Annotated in this window: 13 protein-coding genes; 5 read left to right on the top strand and 8 right to left on the bottom strand. The window is 71.9% G+C overall.

All coding sequences use genetic code 11. The features are described from left to right. Positions 1-50 precede the first annotated feature (50 nt). A complete protein-coding gene (locus ABT340_RS07210) occupies positions 51-698 on the bottom strand; it encodes a response regulator (protein WP_352009786.1) in 648 nt (215 codons plus the stop codon). Then, on the bottom strand, positions 695-1,828 hold the full coding sequence (locus ABT340_RS07205) for a sensor histidine kinase (RefSeq protein WP_352009785.1): 1,134 nt from the start codon (positions 1,826-1,828) through the stop codon (positions 695-697). Before ABT340_RS07205 ends, ABT340_RS07210 begins: the two co-directional genes overlap by 4 nt. Before the next feature lie 131 nt (positions 1,829-1,959). On the opposite strand from ABT340_RS07205, the gene ABT340_RS07200 reads away from it, so the two are divergent. Further along, positions 1,960-3,705: a gamma-glutamyltransferase family protein gene (locus ABT340_RS07200; protein ID WP_352009784.1), complete on the top strand. Its 1,746-nt coding sequence runs from the start codon at positions 1,960-1,962 to the stop codon at positions 3,703-3,705. A 90-nt stretch (positions 3,706-3,795) separates the two neighbouring features. On the opposite strand, the gene ABT340_RS07195 is transcribed toward ABT340_RS07200, so the two are convergent. Continuing rightward, positions 3,796-3,963: a hypothetical protein gene (locus tag ABT340_RS07195; RefSeq protein WP_352009783.1), complete on the bottom strand. Its 168-nt coding sequence runs from the start codon at positions 3,961-3,963 to the stop codon at positions 3,796-3,798. A 134-nt stretch (positions 3,964-4,097) separates the two neighbouring features. On the opposite strand from ABT340_RS07195, the gene ABT340_RS07190 reads away from it, so the two are divergent. Further along, positions 4,098-4,859, top strand: coding sequence for an SURF1 family protein (locus ABT340_RS07190; RefSeq protein ID WP_352009782.1), 762 nt, complete (start codon positions 4,098-4,100; stop codon positions 4,857-4,859). 59 nt (positions 4,860-4,918) lie between these two features. Further along, positions 4,919-5,224, top strand: a complete 306-nt coding sequence (locus ABT340_RS07185) for a DUF3817 domain-containing protein (protein ID WP_352009781.1) — start codon at positions 4,919-4,921, stop codon at positions 5,222-5,224. A 66-nt stretch (positions 5,225-5,290) separates the two neighbouring features. Here ABT340_RS07185 and ABT340_RS07180 read toward each other — a convergent pair whose 3' ends face one another. From ABT340_RS07180 to ABT340_RS07160, 5 genes are all read right to left on the bottom strand, one after another. Beyond that, positions 5,291-5,482 (bottom strand): tail-anchor membrane protein, encoded by a 192-nt coding sequence (locus ABT340_RS07180; protein WP_352009780.1) that lies wholly within the window; start codon positions 5,480-5,482, stop codon positions 5,291-5,293. A gap of 121 nt (positions 5,483-5,603) precedes the next feature. Beyond that, the gene (locus tag ABT340_RS07175; RefSeq protein WP_352009779.1) at positions 5,604-6,938 is read right to left on the bottom strand and encodes a protein kinase domain-containing protein; all 1,335 of its coding nucleotides are present in this window, start codon (positions 6,936-6,938) and stop codon (positions 5,604-5,606) included. Further along, a complete protein-coding gene (locus ABT340_RS07170) occupies positions 6,931-8,454 on the bottom strand; it encodes a serine/threonine-protein kinase (protein ID WP_352009778.1) in 1,524 nt (507 codons plus the stop codon). Before ABT340_RS07170 ends, ABT340_RS07175 begins: the two co-directional genes overlap by 8 nt. Next, positions 8,447-10,420, bottom strand: coding sequence for a protein kinase family protein (locus ABT340_RS07165; RefSeq protein WP_352009777.1), 1,974 nt, complete (start codon positions 10,418-10,420; stop codon positions 8,447-8,449). The genes ABT340_RS07170 and ABT340_RS07165 overlap by 8 nt, the downstream gene beginning before the upstream one ends. Continuing rightward, positions 10,417-11,970 carry a serine/threonine-protein kinase gene (locus ABT340_RS07160; protein ID WP_352009776.1) on the bottom strand — a complete coding sequence of 518 codons (1,554 nt, stop codon included), beginning with the start codon at positions 11,968-11,970 and terminating at the stop codon, positions 10,417-10,419. The genes ABT340_RS07165 and ABT340_RS07160 overlap by 4 nt, the downstream gene beginning before the upstream one ends. 420 nt (positions 11,971-12,390) lie before the next feature. Here ABT340_RS07160 and ABT340_RS07155 point away from each other — a divergent pair, with 420 nt between their 5' ends. Next, positions 12,391-13,317 (top strand): GNAT family N-acetyltransferase, encoded by a 927-nt coding sequence (locus ABT340_RS07155; RefSeq protein WP_352009775.1) that lies wholly within the window; start codon positions 12,391-12,393, stop codon positions 13,315-13,317. A gap of 172 nt (positions 13,318-13,489) precedes the next feature. Continuing rightward, positions 13,490-14,179, top strand: a complete 690-nt coding sequence (locus ABT340_RS07150) for a response regulator transcription factor (RefSeq protein ID WP_352009774.1) — start codon at positions 13,490-13,492, stop codon at positions 14,177-14,179. Positions 14,180-14,187: the final 8 nt, after the last annotated feature.

The raw sequence follows: 14,187 nt of genomic DNA, 5'->3' as shown, positions 1-14,187 counted from the left end.
GCAGGGTATCGCCGACATGCCGTGCGGGCATGGGTTTTCCCTGAAAACGATCACAGCCAGCCGGGGCGGACCAGGCCGGACTCGTAGGCGATGACGACGAGTTGAGCGCGGTCGCGGGCGTGCAGTTTCATCATGGTCCGGCTCACGTGCGTCTTGGCGGTCGCGGGGCTCATGAAGAGCCGCTGGGCGATCTCGTCGTTGGTCATGCCGGTGCCGACCAGGGTGAGGACCTCCCGTTCACGATCGGTGAGCAGGGAGAGGTCCTGGGAGGGGTGCGGCGCCTTGGCCCGGCTGGCGTACTCGGCGATCAGACGGCGGGTCACCCCGGGGGACAGCAGCGCGTCCCCGGCGGCGACGACGCGGACGGCCTGGATGAGCTCGGCCGGCTCGGTGTCCTTGACGAGGAACCCGCTGGCGCCGTTGCGCAGCGCCTCGAAGACGTACTCGTCGAGTTCGAAGGTGGTCAGGATGATGATCCGCGGCCCCGGGGGCATCTCCCTGGTCGCGGTCAGGCCGTCCATGCCGGGCATCCTGATGTCCATCAGCACCACGTCGGGCCGGTGCTCGGCGGCAAGGCGCAGCGCCTGGGCGCCGTCGGAGGCCTCGGCCACGACGGTCATCCCGGGCTGGGCGTCCAGCAGGGCACGGAACCCGGCCCTGACCAGCGCCTGGTCGTCGGCGAGAACGATCTTGATCATGCGGGTTCCTCCGGGATCGGCAGCCGGGCCTCGACGCGGAAACCCCGTCCGTGCGGGCCCGAGGTCAGGGTGCCGCCGAGGGCCGTGGCGCGTTCGCGCATGCCGGGGATGCCGTTGCCGCCGCCCAGGGGCTCGGCCGTGCCGACGCCGCCGGTGTCGGTGACCCGGATCAGCAGCTCGCGCGGGCCGTACCGCAGGAGCACAGTGACGGTCGAGCCCGGGGCGTGCCGGGCGGCGTTGGTCAGGGCCTCCTGGACGATGCGGTACCCGGCCCGGTCGGTCCCCGGGGGCAGCGCCCTGACCCGGCCCTCGACCTGCCGTTCGATCGTCAGGCCGCCGTGCTCGGCACGTCCGATGAGCTCGTCGAGGCGGTCGAGCCCGGCCGTGGGGGAGCGGGGGGCGCCCTCGCGGAGCACGTTGATCACCGAGCGCATCTCGGTCAGCACGTCCTTGGAGGCCTGTTTGATCGTGGTGAGCGCGGTGCGGGCCTGCTCGGGGTGGTCGTCGATGAGATGCAGGGCGGTCGAGGCCTGCACGTGGATGAGGGAGATGTTGTGCGCCAGCACGTCGTGCAGCTCCTGGGCCATGGTCAGGCGCTCCTCGCTGGCCTGCCGCCGGGACTCCTCGGCCTCGACCCGCCTCCGTTCGGCGATCCGCTCGCGCCTGGCCCTGGTGTACTCGCCGGCCGCCAGCACCACGCCGATGAAGGCCGCCACGGCCAGGTTGTGGTACCAGGAGGGGATCGGCAGGTTGGCGGCCCAGGTCGCGTAGGACAGGAGGAAGGCGTACATCAGCCCGCCGGTCAGCCAGGCGGCCCTGCGGTGCCCGGCGGAGACGGCGCAGTAGAGCGCGATGGCCGGGCTGGCGAAGACGGGGCCGTAGGAGTATCCGAGGACGACGTACGCCCAGGTCGCGACCTGGGTCACGGCCAAGCTGACGACGGGGTTACGGTGCCGTACGGTCAGGGCGAGGGGGCCGGTCAGCAGCAGCGCGTATCCCACGGCGTCCAGCGGGACCCGCATCAGCCCGGCGCTGTGCAGCTGGTTCCACTGGGCCCCGGTGCTGCCCGCGACCTGGACGACGGCCACCAGGAACGGCAGCAGCGGAAGGGGAAGGCGGGTGACGCGCACGGTGAGCACTTTACGTCCCGGCCCTGACCTGCGCGTCCGCCCCCGGCGGCAGACGGCACTACACCGCCGGGCGTAGGAGGGGGGCTGACATGGGCGGTCAACTGAGTCAAGCTGGGCTGCGGGAGGCCAACATGATCAGTCGAGGCTCAACCGTGCTCGCCGCCGCGATTCTGGCGGGAAGCTCCGTCCTGCTCGTACGGCCCGCCACCGCGGCCCCGCAGCAGGAGAAACAACCCGTCGCCGAGGGGTACGGCGGCGCGGTCGCGACCGTGGACCTGGACGCCAGCAGAGCCGCGCTCGGCGTGCTGCGCAGGGGCGGAAACGCGATCGACGCCGCGGTCGCGGGCGCGGCCACGCTCGGCGTCACCGAGCCGTACTCGGCCGGGCTCGCCGGGGGCGGCTACATCGTCTACTACGACGCCCGCCACGGCAGGGTGCACACCATCGACGGCAGGGAGACGGCGCCGAGGGCGATGCGGTCCTCCTCGCTGGAGGGCGTCCCGTTCGACGACGCGGTGACCAGCGGCCTGTCCGCCGGGGTCCCGGGCAGCGTCGCGCAGTGGGAGCTGGCCCTGAGGCGGTTCGGCACGCTCTCGCTCGGTCAGGCGCTCAGGCCCGCGATCGAGGTCGCCTCACGGGGGTTCACGGTCGACCAGACCTTCCACGACCAGACGGCGTCGAACGCCGCCCGGTTCAAGGACTTCACCTCGACCGCCAGGCTGTACCTCCCCGGGGGCGCGCCACCCGCGGTCGGCTCGACCTTCCGCAACCCGGAGCTGGCCGAGACCTACCGGCAGCTCGGCAGGCGCGGCGGCTCCTGGCTGTACGGCGGGCGTCTCGGCGCCGAGATCGTGGCCACGGTCAAACGGCCGCCGGTCACCCCCGGCTCGACCAGGACCGTACGGCCCGGCCTGATGGAACTGTCCGACCTGGCCGCCTACCGGGCGGTGGAACGTCGGCCGACCAAGGTCACCTACAAGGGCATGGACGTCTACGGCATGGCGCCCTCCTCCTCGGGCGGTTCGACGGTCGGTGAGGCGCTCAACATCCTGCAGGCCCTGCCCGGGGTCGGGGCGCACGAGTATCTGGAGGCCTCCAAGCTGGCCTTCGCCGACCGGGGGAAGTACGTCGGCGACATCCCCGGGGTGCCGCTTGGGCAACTGCTGTCGGAGGGGTTCGCCAAGGAGCGCGCCTGCCTGATCGGGGAGCGGGCGATCCCCGCCCCGGCCGCGCCCGGTGACCCGGACGGCTCCTACGGGGCGTGCCGGGCCGTACCGCAGGAGAGCGCGAAGCCGATTCCCGCAGAGGGGCCGGAGACCACCCACCTGGTGGTGGCCGACCGGTGGGGGAACGTCGTGGCCTACAACATCACCATCGAGTCCACCGGCGGCAACGGCATCGTCGTCCCGGGACGGGGGTTCCTGCTCAACAACGAGCTGACCGACTTCACCTTCGGCCCGGCCCCCGGCGACCCCAACCTGCCGGGTCCCGGCAAGCGGCCCCGCTCCTCGATGGCCCCGACGATCGTGCTGAGGAACGGTGAGCCGCTGCTGGCGGTCGGTTCGCCCGGCGGTTCGACGATCATCACCACCGTGCTGCAGATCCTGGTCAACCGCTGGGACTTCGGCATGACGCTGCCCCAGGCGCTGGCCGCGCCGCGCGCCACCCAGCGCAACACCGCGCAGACCCAGGCGGAGCAGGGCTTCATCGATCGCTACGGCCCCGAACTGACGGCCAGGGGTCACAGCCTCGTGCTGAACCCGGAGATCGGCGCGGCGACCGGTCTTGAGTTCCTCGGCGGCGGCAGGGTCCAGGCCGTCGCCGAGCCGGTCAGGCGAGGGGGCGGCAGTGCGCTGGTGGTGAGCGGGCGCCGCTGACGACCTCCCGGCCCCGGAGAACGCGAAACGCGCCGATGGCGAATGCCGTCGGCGCTGCGTTCTGTCAGGGTGGCCCCGGGGGGAGCGGCCCTAGCGGAACAGGAGGAAGGCCAGGACCGCCACGATCAGGACTCCGACCACGATCAGGATCGGGGTGAGCAGCGACCGCCCGGCGGGCGCGGCCTCGGGCTCGTTACGCTGGGCGAACGCCTTGAACTGCTGGGTGTTGCCCGCAGGGTCCATCTGAGGTTCAGACATGGGGCTGACTCTAGCGACATCCATGACCGCGTCACTACCGGTTCATGTCACTTTCGTAGGCATCCATGGTGCTTGGGTATTCGGTGGGCGATGCTGAAGACAGGACCACCGGGTCGGGCGGATAGCGTGGTGTCATGCTCCGGACCCTGTTCTCTCCTCGCGCGCTGGTGCTCCACCTGCTCGCGATCGGAGCGCTCGTCGTGTGCGGGCTGCTCGGCCGCTGGCAGCTGGGGGTGTTCGAGGACTCGGGCAGGCCACAGGCGGCGCAGGACCCCGCACCGGTCGCCGTCGCGACCCTCACCCAGCCCGGCAGGCACATGACAAGCGAGGCGGTCAGCCGCAGGGTCACCGCCTCGGGGACCTACGACGCCTCCAGGCAGCTGCTGGTCGCCGGACGGGACGGCGGGGCGTGGCTGCTCACCCCCCTCGACCTCGGCGACGGCACCTCCGTCCCGGTCGTGCGCGGCTGGGTGCCCGGGGCCACGGACCCCGCCGCCGGGGCGGGAGCCGTACCGTCGGGGACGGTGACCGTGACCGGGCGCCTGAAGCCCTCGGAGGCGACCGACAGTGTGCGGCGCGGGGGCGAGAGGCTGCCCGAGGGGCAGGTGCTCACCGTCTCGTCGGCGGAGCTGGTCAACCTGTGGCGCGGGGTGAGACTGCGGGACGGGTTCGTGATCGCCACCGCCCACAGCCCGGCCCCGGCCGTGGCGGTCAAGCCGGTCGCCGTCGCCCCGCCGACCGAGCCCGGCGGCTTCTCCTGGCGCAACCTCGCCTACGCCGCCCAGTGGTGGATCTTCGGTCTCTTCGCGGTCTTCATGTGGTGGCACTTCCTGCGTGACATGGTGCGAAGCCGTACGGCGGAGCGGGAGCAGGAACCCGAGCCCGCCGCGGCCTAGGGCCCGCGGAAGCCGACATATCGTTTAGTGTCCCGAACTCCCAGACCGAGGTAGATGACGTGGAATCCGCCCTCAAGCCCTTTCGCATCCTGGCGTACGTCGTCGGCGTGATGCTGCTCGTCCTGGTCACGTGCATCGTGCTCAGGTACGGCTTCGACATCGCCGGGCCGTCGAGGGTCGTCTCCCCGATCCACGGGTTCCTCTACATGCTCTATCTCGTGGCCGCGATGAACCTGGGCATGAAGGCCCGCTGGTCGTGGCCGTACATCGTGGGCGTGATGCTCGCGGGCACCGTCCCGCTGCTGTCGTTCGTCTTCGAGCGCAAGGTCACCCGGCGGGTCGAGGCCGAGCTCGCGGCGGCCTGACCGGCCTCTCATGGCCGGCCCTGATGGACGGGCGGGGCCGCGGGGGTGCCGCGGCCCGTCCGCCGGCTATCGTCCGAGGCCGCGCTTGCGGGCGCGCTTGAGCCTGGCGCGCTGCGACGGGTCGAGCATCAGGTAGCCCACGATCGGGGCGGCGATGACGCCCAGGACCACGAGCGTGAACAGCAGACCGGGCAGGAACAGCCACGACAGGAACACCACCGCGCCTGCGCCGAGCAGGTACTTCTGGACCGGCGACATCGTCAACATCCTCCGAACGCGGAGCGCTCGCCCCGCCTGTCGTTCATTGTGCGTCTCCTGTCCAACGCGTGGGCGCCCTCCCGGGTTCCATCCGAGATATATCGTGTTGGCCCGGCCGGGATCAGTGGTCCCGGGTGAGTGACTCGACCCCCCACCTGGCCGCGGTGAGGGCGTTGCGCATGATCTCCTCATCGGCCGGACCGGCGGAGTTCTGGTACTGGACGAAGAGCAGCAGGTTGTTGACCCGGACGATCACGGTCACCGAGTAACCACCCCCGGAGACCTCGCCCACGACGGCCTCGTTGCCCAGCCCACCGACGGGCCTCAGAGGAGTCTGCGCGCTTCCGTAGTCGTTCGTCCGCTTCTTGGCGGCCGTGGCCACGCGGCGAGCGAGTGCCTCGGAGGCCTCGGCCGCCGACGGATACAGCTTCTCCTCGACGGCGAGCTGACGCTTGAGGTTCCCCGGATCGTTGTCGTTCGCCGTACCCCAGATGAGGTGATCGTCGGGGCCGGTCGGATCGGTCCTCACACCGAGCTGCCCGAGCTGCTCGGCGGTGAAGAGCCCCTTCGCGGCGGGTTTCCCGGCGAAGGGCCCGGGGTCCACGTACGGCGCCACCTCGACCACGGGCGCGGAGGAGCGGGTCAGACCCCAGACGACCCCTCCGGCGACCGCGAGCACCACGGCCGCGACGGCCGCGATGACGAGCGGGGACCGGAGAGGCGACCTCGCGGGCTTGGGGGAGACCTGTTCGAGCGCGAGACGGACCGAGGTCGCGTCGGGACGCTGGGAAGGGTCGGCCGCGAGCAGGCCCTCGACGATCGGCGCCAGCACGCCCGAGCCCGTGGTCACCCCGCCGGTGAGGTCGGAGGGGGCGGCGAGCGGCGAGCCGTCCGCCATCCTGGGGACGGTCACCGACCCGGTGCTCGGCGCCCTGCCCTCCATGGCGGTGAACAGGGTGGTGCCCAGATCCCGCATCTCGTCGGCGCCGGAGGGGTTCAGGATGCCGGTCAGCACGACCCGGCCGTCCGCGGCGAGCACCACCGTGTCGGGGGTCGCGGCCAGGTTGACGCCCCGCTCGTGGGCGGCGTTCAGCGCGTCCAGCACGCGCAGGCCCACCTCGGCCGCCCGCTCGGGGGGAAGCGGACCCTCGTGCCTGACGATCTGGACCAGCGAACGGCCCGTCACCGCCTCGGCGACCAGCCACATCCGGTCGGGGGCCGAGATCACGTCGTGCAGGGTGGTGACCCCGGGGTGCCTGAGGTCGGCCGCCGCGCGGATCTGGGCGAGGAGCCGGTCACGGACGGGGCCGGGAGGCGGCAGCCGTACCTCGGCGATCGTGACCTCCCTGCCGAGCAGCTCGTCGCGGGCCCGCCACGAGGTGCCGGTGTGGTCACGGCGTTCGAGCAGCCGGTAACGCCCGGCCAGCAGACCGGGATCGGGGGACACGTCAGTCACGGCTGTTCAGCTCCTCGGCGGCGAATCTGGCGGCGCGAAGACTCCGCGCGCGCAGTTCGGGGCTCACCCGCTTGGCCTTCTCCGACAGGCTGACCTCGACCAGCAGGTTGCTGATCCGGAAGCGGATCACGGCATGCGCCTGGTCGAGGACGCCCATGTCGTAGGCGAACGCCTCGGCGCCGACCCGGTTCACATCGCGCAGCGGGCCGACCCAGCCGGCGGGGGAGGTCCCCTCGTCGGCCTTGGACTTGACGCGTTCGGCGACGAAGAACGCGTGGGCGACCTCCGGCGCCGTTTTCCCGGAGACCGGGGTCTTACGGGCGAACCGTACCCTGAGCGCGGGGCCGTCCGAGGGGTCGGACCAGCTGCAGTACGCTTCCTCGTCCCCCTTGGCCTTGACGAAGAACGGGGCCGAGGTGGGGCCGAGGGTGCGGACCTGGGCGGGTTCGAGCATGGAGCACGGGTCGGGATCCGCCGAGAACCGCCCCGCGCCCGCCTCCGCCGTCGTCCCGGACGGGGACGGCGAGGGGGAGGGCGTCGCCGTGCCCCCGGTGGCCAGCAGCACGGCGGTCGTCACCACGGCCGCCACGACCGCGGTCCCGCCTCCGACGAGCCACCCGGTCCTGATCCGCCCCGCCCGCCGCGAGGCTCCACCGGGTTCGGTGACCGGCTCGGCGGGGGTCAGCGGGCCCGCGGGCAGCCCCTGCGCCACCCGCTGCAACGCCGTACGGAGCATCGCCGCACCGGGCCGCAGCCGGGGATCCTTCTCCAGTACAGCCAGCAGCACCGGAGCCAGGTCCCCCGCGCGGGCGGGGAACGGGGTCGGCTCGGTCAGCACCGCGCCCAGGGTCGCCACCGGGACACCCCGCTGGAACGGCCCCCGCCCCTCGACGGCGGCGTAGAGCGCGGCGCCCAGGGACCACAGGTCGGCGGCGGGGCTGTCGTCGCCGCGCAGCCGTTCGGGGGCGATGTACCCGGGGGAGCCGACCAGCGAGTCCGCCGAGGTCAGCTGGGCGTCCCCCTCGACCGTCGCGATGCCGAAGTCGGTCAGCAGCACCCCGCCGTCGTCGGCGAGCATGATGTTGGCCGGTTTCACGTCGCGGTGCATGATGCCCCTGCCGTGCGCCATGGTCAGCGCGTCGAGGACCGCCACCCCGATCGCGGCCACCCGCCGGGGCGGCAGCGGTCCCTCGGCGCGGATCACCCGGTCGAGGGAACGGCCCCGGACGAGGTCCATCACGATCCAGGGGCGCCCCTGCTGGGCGATGACGTCGTGCACCGCCACGATGGACGGGTGGCTCAGCCGGGCCGCCGCCCTGGCCTCGCGGAGGGTGCGTTCGTACGCCTCCACCCGCTCGGCCTCGGTCAGGTTCCGGTTGAGCAGCACCTCCTTGATCGCGACCTCGCGGTGCAGCAGCTCGTCCCTGGCCCGCCAGACCACCCCCATCCCGCCCGCGCCCAGCCGGTCGAGCGCACGGTAACGGCCCGCGAGCACGGGCGGCGCCTGGTCAGCCATTGGTCTTCAGAGAGGTGCTGAGCCAGCGGGCGACCTTCTCCGCGCCCGCCGCGATCTGGCCGTCCGAGTCGTTCTTGACGCCGTACCGGCTGTAGTCGATCTCCGCGACCAGATTGCTGATCCGGAGGACCACGGTGACCCGGTACGCCCCGCCGTACAGGTTGTACTGGTTGAAGACCCCGGTGCTGAAGGCCTCCTCACCGACTCCCTGGAGGGCCTTCGGCGTCGTGGGCTTGGGGGTGAGCACCTTGATCTTCTCCAGGATGTCCTGCCGCTTTCCGGACAGGTACTGCTTGGCGCGTGCCACCCCGGAGGCGTCCTGCTTCTGGGCGACCAGCCGTACGCTGAGGTCGAACTTCTCGACGCCCGGCTTGTGCAGGTCGAGCGAGGCGAGCCAGTCGCAGGAGGAGGGCTCGACCTCGGAGCTACGGAAGCCGGGCACGACCTCGGCGGCCTGCTTGTCGTCCAGCAGGCTGCACGCCCTGGGCGCGGAGGCGAAAAGAGCGCCGCCGGGACCGGGGGCGCGGGCCTCGGCCTCGACGGGGGCGCCGATCCGCTGGGAGAGCAGGACACCGATGGTGACCGCCATGGCCAGGAGCAACCCGCCGGTCAGCCCGACGATCGGGCGGGGCACGAGCACCCCGGAGGAACGCCGCGCCGATGTGGGCGGTCGCGTCGCGCTCTCCTGGATCGGCGACACCGGAACCGGCTCACGCGGGGCGGGTGCCTGCTGGGGCTGCTGGACCTGGATCTGCTGGGCCTGGACCTGCTGAGCCTGGGGCGCAGGGAGCCGCGGTGCCGGGGTCTGCGGCTGGGGATGCGGGTTCTGGGGCTGGTTCGGGAAGGGCGAGGTGGGGATGGCCCCTTCGAACTGCGGCGGTGACTCCGGCGGCGGCCCGGCCAGCAGTTCGGCCAGCGGTTTCGACGGTGCTCCGGGCACTGCTTCGCGTACCGCTCCGGTCGGTGGTTCGGGCAGCGGCTCAGACAGCGGCTCAGACAGTGGCTCAGGCTGGGGCCCGGGTCGTGTCTCGGCCTGACGGCTGTTCTCAGGGCCGTTCTGGGAGTGTTCTTGGGGACTGGACGGTCCTGATTGTCCTGTTGGTTCCAGTGTTCCCTGGGCTCCTGACGCCCCTGGAGAGCGCGGCGGTCCCGGCGGCACTGACGATCCCGACGGCCCCGACGGTCCTGACGAGAACGGGTCCGAGCTGAACGGGCCCGAGCTGAACGGGCCCGAGGTGAAGGGGCCTGAGGTGAACGCCTCGGAGGGCCCTGAGGTGAACGCCTCGGAGGGCCCCGAGGTGAACGCCCCGGAGGAGAGGGGGCCGGAGGAGAACGGGTCCGAGGGGTAGGAGGAGGCCGGGGGGATCGTCGGGAGATCCGCGGGGAAGGGCGTGGAGGCCGCCCAGGGGGACGGCGGAGGCACCGCGTCCGCGCGGACCGGCGGCAACGGGGTGTGGCCGCCGTTGCGGGACAGGTCGAGCAGGGTGTTGCGCAGCACCCCGGGCTCGGGCCGCTGGGCGGGGTCGCCGGAGAGCAGCGCGAACAGCACCGAGCCCAGCATCCCCGCGTTGTCCAGGGACCCGCCGGGCGAGGGAGCGCGCCCCTCGACGGCGGTGTAGAGGGTCGCGCCGAGTGACCACAGGTCGGCCGCGGGGCCCGTCACCCCCTCGGGGGCGGTGAACGCCGGGGAACGCAGGGTGGGCGTCGCGAGGGTGACATGGTCGCGGGGGCCGATCAGCACCGAACCCGGACGCACGTCACCGTGGAGCATCCCCCGGTTGTGCACGGCCACGAGCTGGTCCAGTACGGCCAGGCCGATGGTGGCGGCCTGCTGAGGGGTCAACGGTCCGGCCCGCTCGACCACCTGCTCCAGTGAGGACTGTTCGAGCACCGCGGAACCGGGCGCGTTCACCGCGTGCCTGCCCGAGCGCCTGCCCTGCGAGTCCGGGACGTCTGGACGGTTCATCCTCTCGCTTTCTGCTTGTTCAGTGCCTGCGCGACCCAGGTCGCTGCGGTGTGGGCGCCCGCCTGGATCGCGGGACCGTCCTTGGAACCGTTGACCACCGTGTAGGTGACGTCGAGGACCAGGTTGTCGACGCGGAGGACCACGTGGCTCTGTTCGAGCCTGCCGGTCTTCCTGTTGTCGTACAGGTCGTAGCCGAACGCCTCGTCACCCACGGGTTTGACCGTGAGAGGCCCCGTGGTCCTGGCCGAGTGCATGACCGCCCCGATCTCGGACCAGCCCCACCCGATCTGCCCGCTGGGCAGTGTGCCGTTGCGCTGGTTGACGAAGAGTTCGTGGGCCTGGCGTGGGCTCTTGCCCCACTGTTTGCCGGGGGGAGCGGGCTGGACGTCAAGGCCGATTCCAGGGCTCATCCACTCACAGCCTCCCTGGTTGGTCGGCTTGCCCGGGGCCTTCACGGCGGGCAGGAGCTTCTTGACGTCGGCCGCGGAGATCAGCTCGCACAGGTCCACCGGGACGGTGAAGGCGCCCGGCTTCTCGCTGAGCCTGGGCGGCCCCTGCTGGACCGTACGGCCGAAGGCGAAGTGGGCCACCCCCGTGGTCGCCGCGATGACCGCGACGACCGCCGTGACCTCGACGGCCGCCCACACGAGGGTGCGCCCGCGGTTGCCCGCGGGGACGGGCGCCGCCTCGGGTTCCGCCGGGGGGAGGGACTCGGGGGCGGGGGAGACGACGGCCACCTCGGCGCCGGGGCGGCCGAGGGCGATCTCCTGCAGGATGCGGGCGGCCTCCTCGAAGGAGGGCCGTTCCTCGGCCCTGGGGGCGAGCATCCGCATGAGCAGCGGGCCGAGATGCCCCGCCCGCTCGGGAGGTCTGGCGGGGTCGGTCAGCACCCGGCCGATCGCCGCCACGGGGCTCTCCGCCGGGTGCGGGGGTGTTCCCTCGACGGCGAAGTAGAGTGTCGCGCCCAGCGACCACAGGTCGGAGGCGGGGCCGCCGCGTTCGCCGCGCAGGCGTTCCGGGGCGATGTAGTTGGGGGAGCCGATCAGCTGGCCGGTGCGTCCGGCCGTCTCCTCTCCCTCGACCGCCGCGAAGCCGAAGTCGGTCAGTACGGCCCGCCCGGTGCGGGTGAGGAAGACGTTGCCCGGCTTGACGTCCCGGTGTACGACCCCGGCGGCGTGCGCGGCGGCCAGCGCGCTGAGGATTCCCACGCCGACCCTGGCGACCTGGTGCACAGGCAGCGGCTGCCGTCTGCTGACGGTCTCCTCAAGGGAGGCTCCGGACAACAGCTCCATGACGAGCCAGGGACGCTCGTGCTCGATCACCACGTCGTGGACGGTCACGATCGAGGGGTGCTTGAGGCGGGCGGCCAGGTTGGCCTCCCTGAGAACGGAGGCGCACGCCTCCTGCCGCCGGACGGGGTCGAGGCCCGGCGGGAGCCGTACCTCCTTGACCGCCACGTCACGGCGGAGCATCTCGTCAGCGGCGAGCCAGACCGCCCCCGTGTCGCCCTCAGCGAGGGGGTTGAGCAGCCGATAGCGGCCCGCTAGCACTTGAGTGTCGATCCCACCCACCCCGTTCGCCGTCCCATCGCGGACAGCAACATAGCCACTTAGCGCCATATGAACCAATGAATGAGGACTTGCTGAAACGAAAGGTGGCCGCGCACGGGGTGCGGAGTTATCCACAGAACGGGATTCGGTGCCGACGGCCGTTCCCGGATCGGGCCATTCTGTCGGCGTGATGCCCACGGTGACGGTTCCGGGGAGGCGGCTGCACCCCGCTCGGAGGCCGGTTTATCCGGTTGAGCGCGGGTCGCTCGGCCGGTTAACGTCTGCCCGCCGGTCCTCAGGAGGCCGGCCCTGGAAAGAAAGGAGTGAGGAACAGATGCCCACCGATCTGATCACGCGTCCCCGTCTTGGGTGGCAGACCACCTGAGATCCGGGAGGCGCACATGCTTTCTGGAGTTTCACATGTCCGATCTGCTGTTCCGTCCGCTCCAGGCGGACGAGTTCCCCCTGTTCCACCGCTACGGTCCGGTGCCCGCATCGGGAGTCGGCCTGCGTCCCCGGCCCTTCGAGGAGCTCGGCTACCGGTCGGGGTGGGTCTGGGTCGCGTCGCGTGGCGACGAGGTGGTCGCGCGTGCAGCCTTCTGGGCCCCTGAGGGTTCCGACCGTCCGGCCTTTCTCGACTGGTTCGACCCCGGCCACGGTGACGACCGGGTCGAGACGGGCGCCGCCCTGCTGGAGGCCGCCCTTACGGGGCTGTTTCCCGAAGGGGACACCCGGCCCGAGTACCACCTGTTCCTGCCCGTCGGCTGGCAGGAGCAGCCGGACGCGCTGGCGGACGCGACCGACCGGATCGACGCCGCCGAGCGGTTGGGCTGGCGCAGGACCGTCGAACGGCTCAACCTGCGCTGGCTTCCCGAGTACGGTCTGCCACCCAGGTCGGTCCGTCTCACCTTCACCCCGGCAGACGACGACGAGACCGTGCTCGGCCTGCTCGCCAGGGTCGCCGGGGACAGTCTCGACTCCTGGGACCGGCGCACCAGCGCCGAGAAGGGGGCCGAGGCGACGGCGAGGGAGACCCTCACGGCGCTCGCGGGGTATCCCGGCGGGCGCTCCCGCTGGCGCCTGGCTCACGACGCGTCCGGAGCGCTGGTCGGCGTCGTGATGCCGACCCGCAACGACAGCTCGGCGACGGTCGGCTACGTCGGGGTCGATCCCGCGCACCGTGGCCACGGCTACTCCGGCGATCTGGTCACCGAGGCGCTGCACATCTTCGCCGCGGAGGGTGAGCCCCAGGTCTACGACAACACCGACCTGGGCAACGTCCCCATGGCCGCCTCGTTCGCCCGGCTGGGTTACCGCGTCACCGGCCACCGGATGGTGCTCATGTAGTTCCGGCCACGCCCGCGCCCTCTGGCCGTGATGTCGGAGATATCAGAGATGTCCGAGACGCTCGGGGCGCCGGAATCGGCGCCGGAAGTCGGTCAGGGGGCCGGGCGGAGTGCGCGAAACCTTCACAATTCATCACAGGTGATCTGCACGCGGCCCCTTTACGCTGCGAGGCATGACATCCCCCCAACAACGACGTGTCCTCGTGGTGGAGGACGACGAGACGATCGCGCGGGCCGTGGGGCACCGGCTGACGGCCGAGGGCTTCGACGTCCAGGTCGTGGGTGACGGGGAGGGGGCGCTCACGGCCTACGCCAGGGCCGGGGCCGACGTGGTCGTGCTCGACCGGCTGCTGCCCGGCCTCGACGGCCTGGAGGTCTGCCGCAGGATGCAGGCCGCCAGGCCGGTGCCCGTGCTCATGCTGACCGCACTGGGTGAGGAGACCGACCTGCTCGTCGGCCTCGGGGTCGGCGCGGACGACTACATGGCCAAGCCGTTCAGCATGCGCGAACTGGTCGCGCGGGTGCACGCGCTGCTGCGCCGGGTGGAGCGGGCCTCCCAGCTCGCCGTCGAGGACACGGTCATCCGGGTCGGTGACGTCGAGATCGACACCGCGGAGCGGCGGGTCTACGTGCGGGGAGCGGAGGCGCAGCTCACCAGGACCGAGTTCGACCTGCTGTGCCGTCTCGCCGAGCGGCCGGGCCAGGTGTACGAACGTGAACGGCTGCTCGCCGACATCTGGGGGTTCTCCGAGGCGGCCGCCACCCGGACGGTCGACAGCCACGTGCGCGCGCTGCGCCGCAAACTCGGCCCCGGCGTGGTCAGGACCGTCCACGGAGTGGGCTACGCCCTCGTCCGTAACTGACCCGCTCC

Origin of the sequence: Streptosporangium sp. NPDC000239, assembly GCF_040300765.1 — a bacterium.
GTDB lineage: Bacteria > Actinomycetota > Actinomycetes > Streptosporangiales > Streptosporangiaceae > Streptosporangium.
Note: the sequence above shows the minus strand (reverse complement) of the source record. Positions and strands in the feature narration are given on the sequence as shown.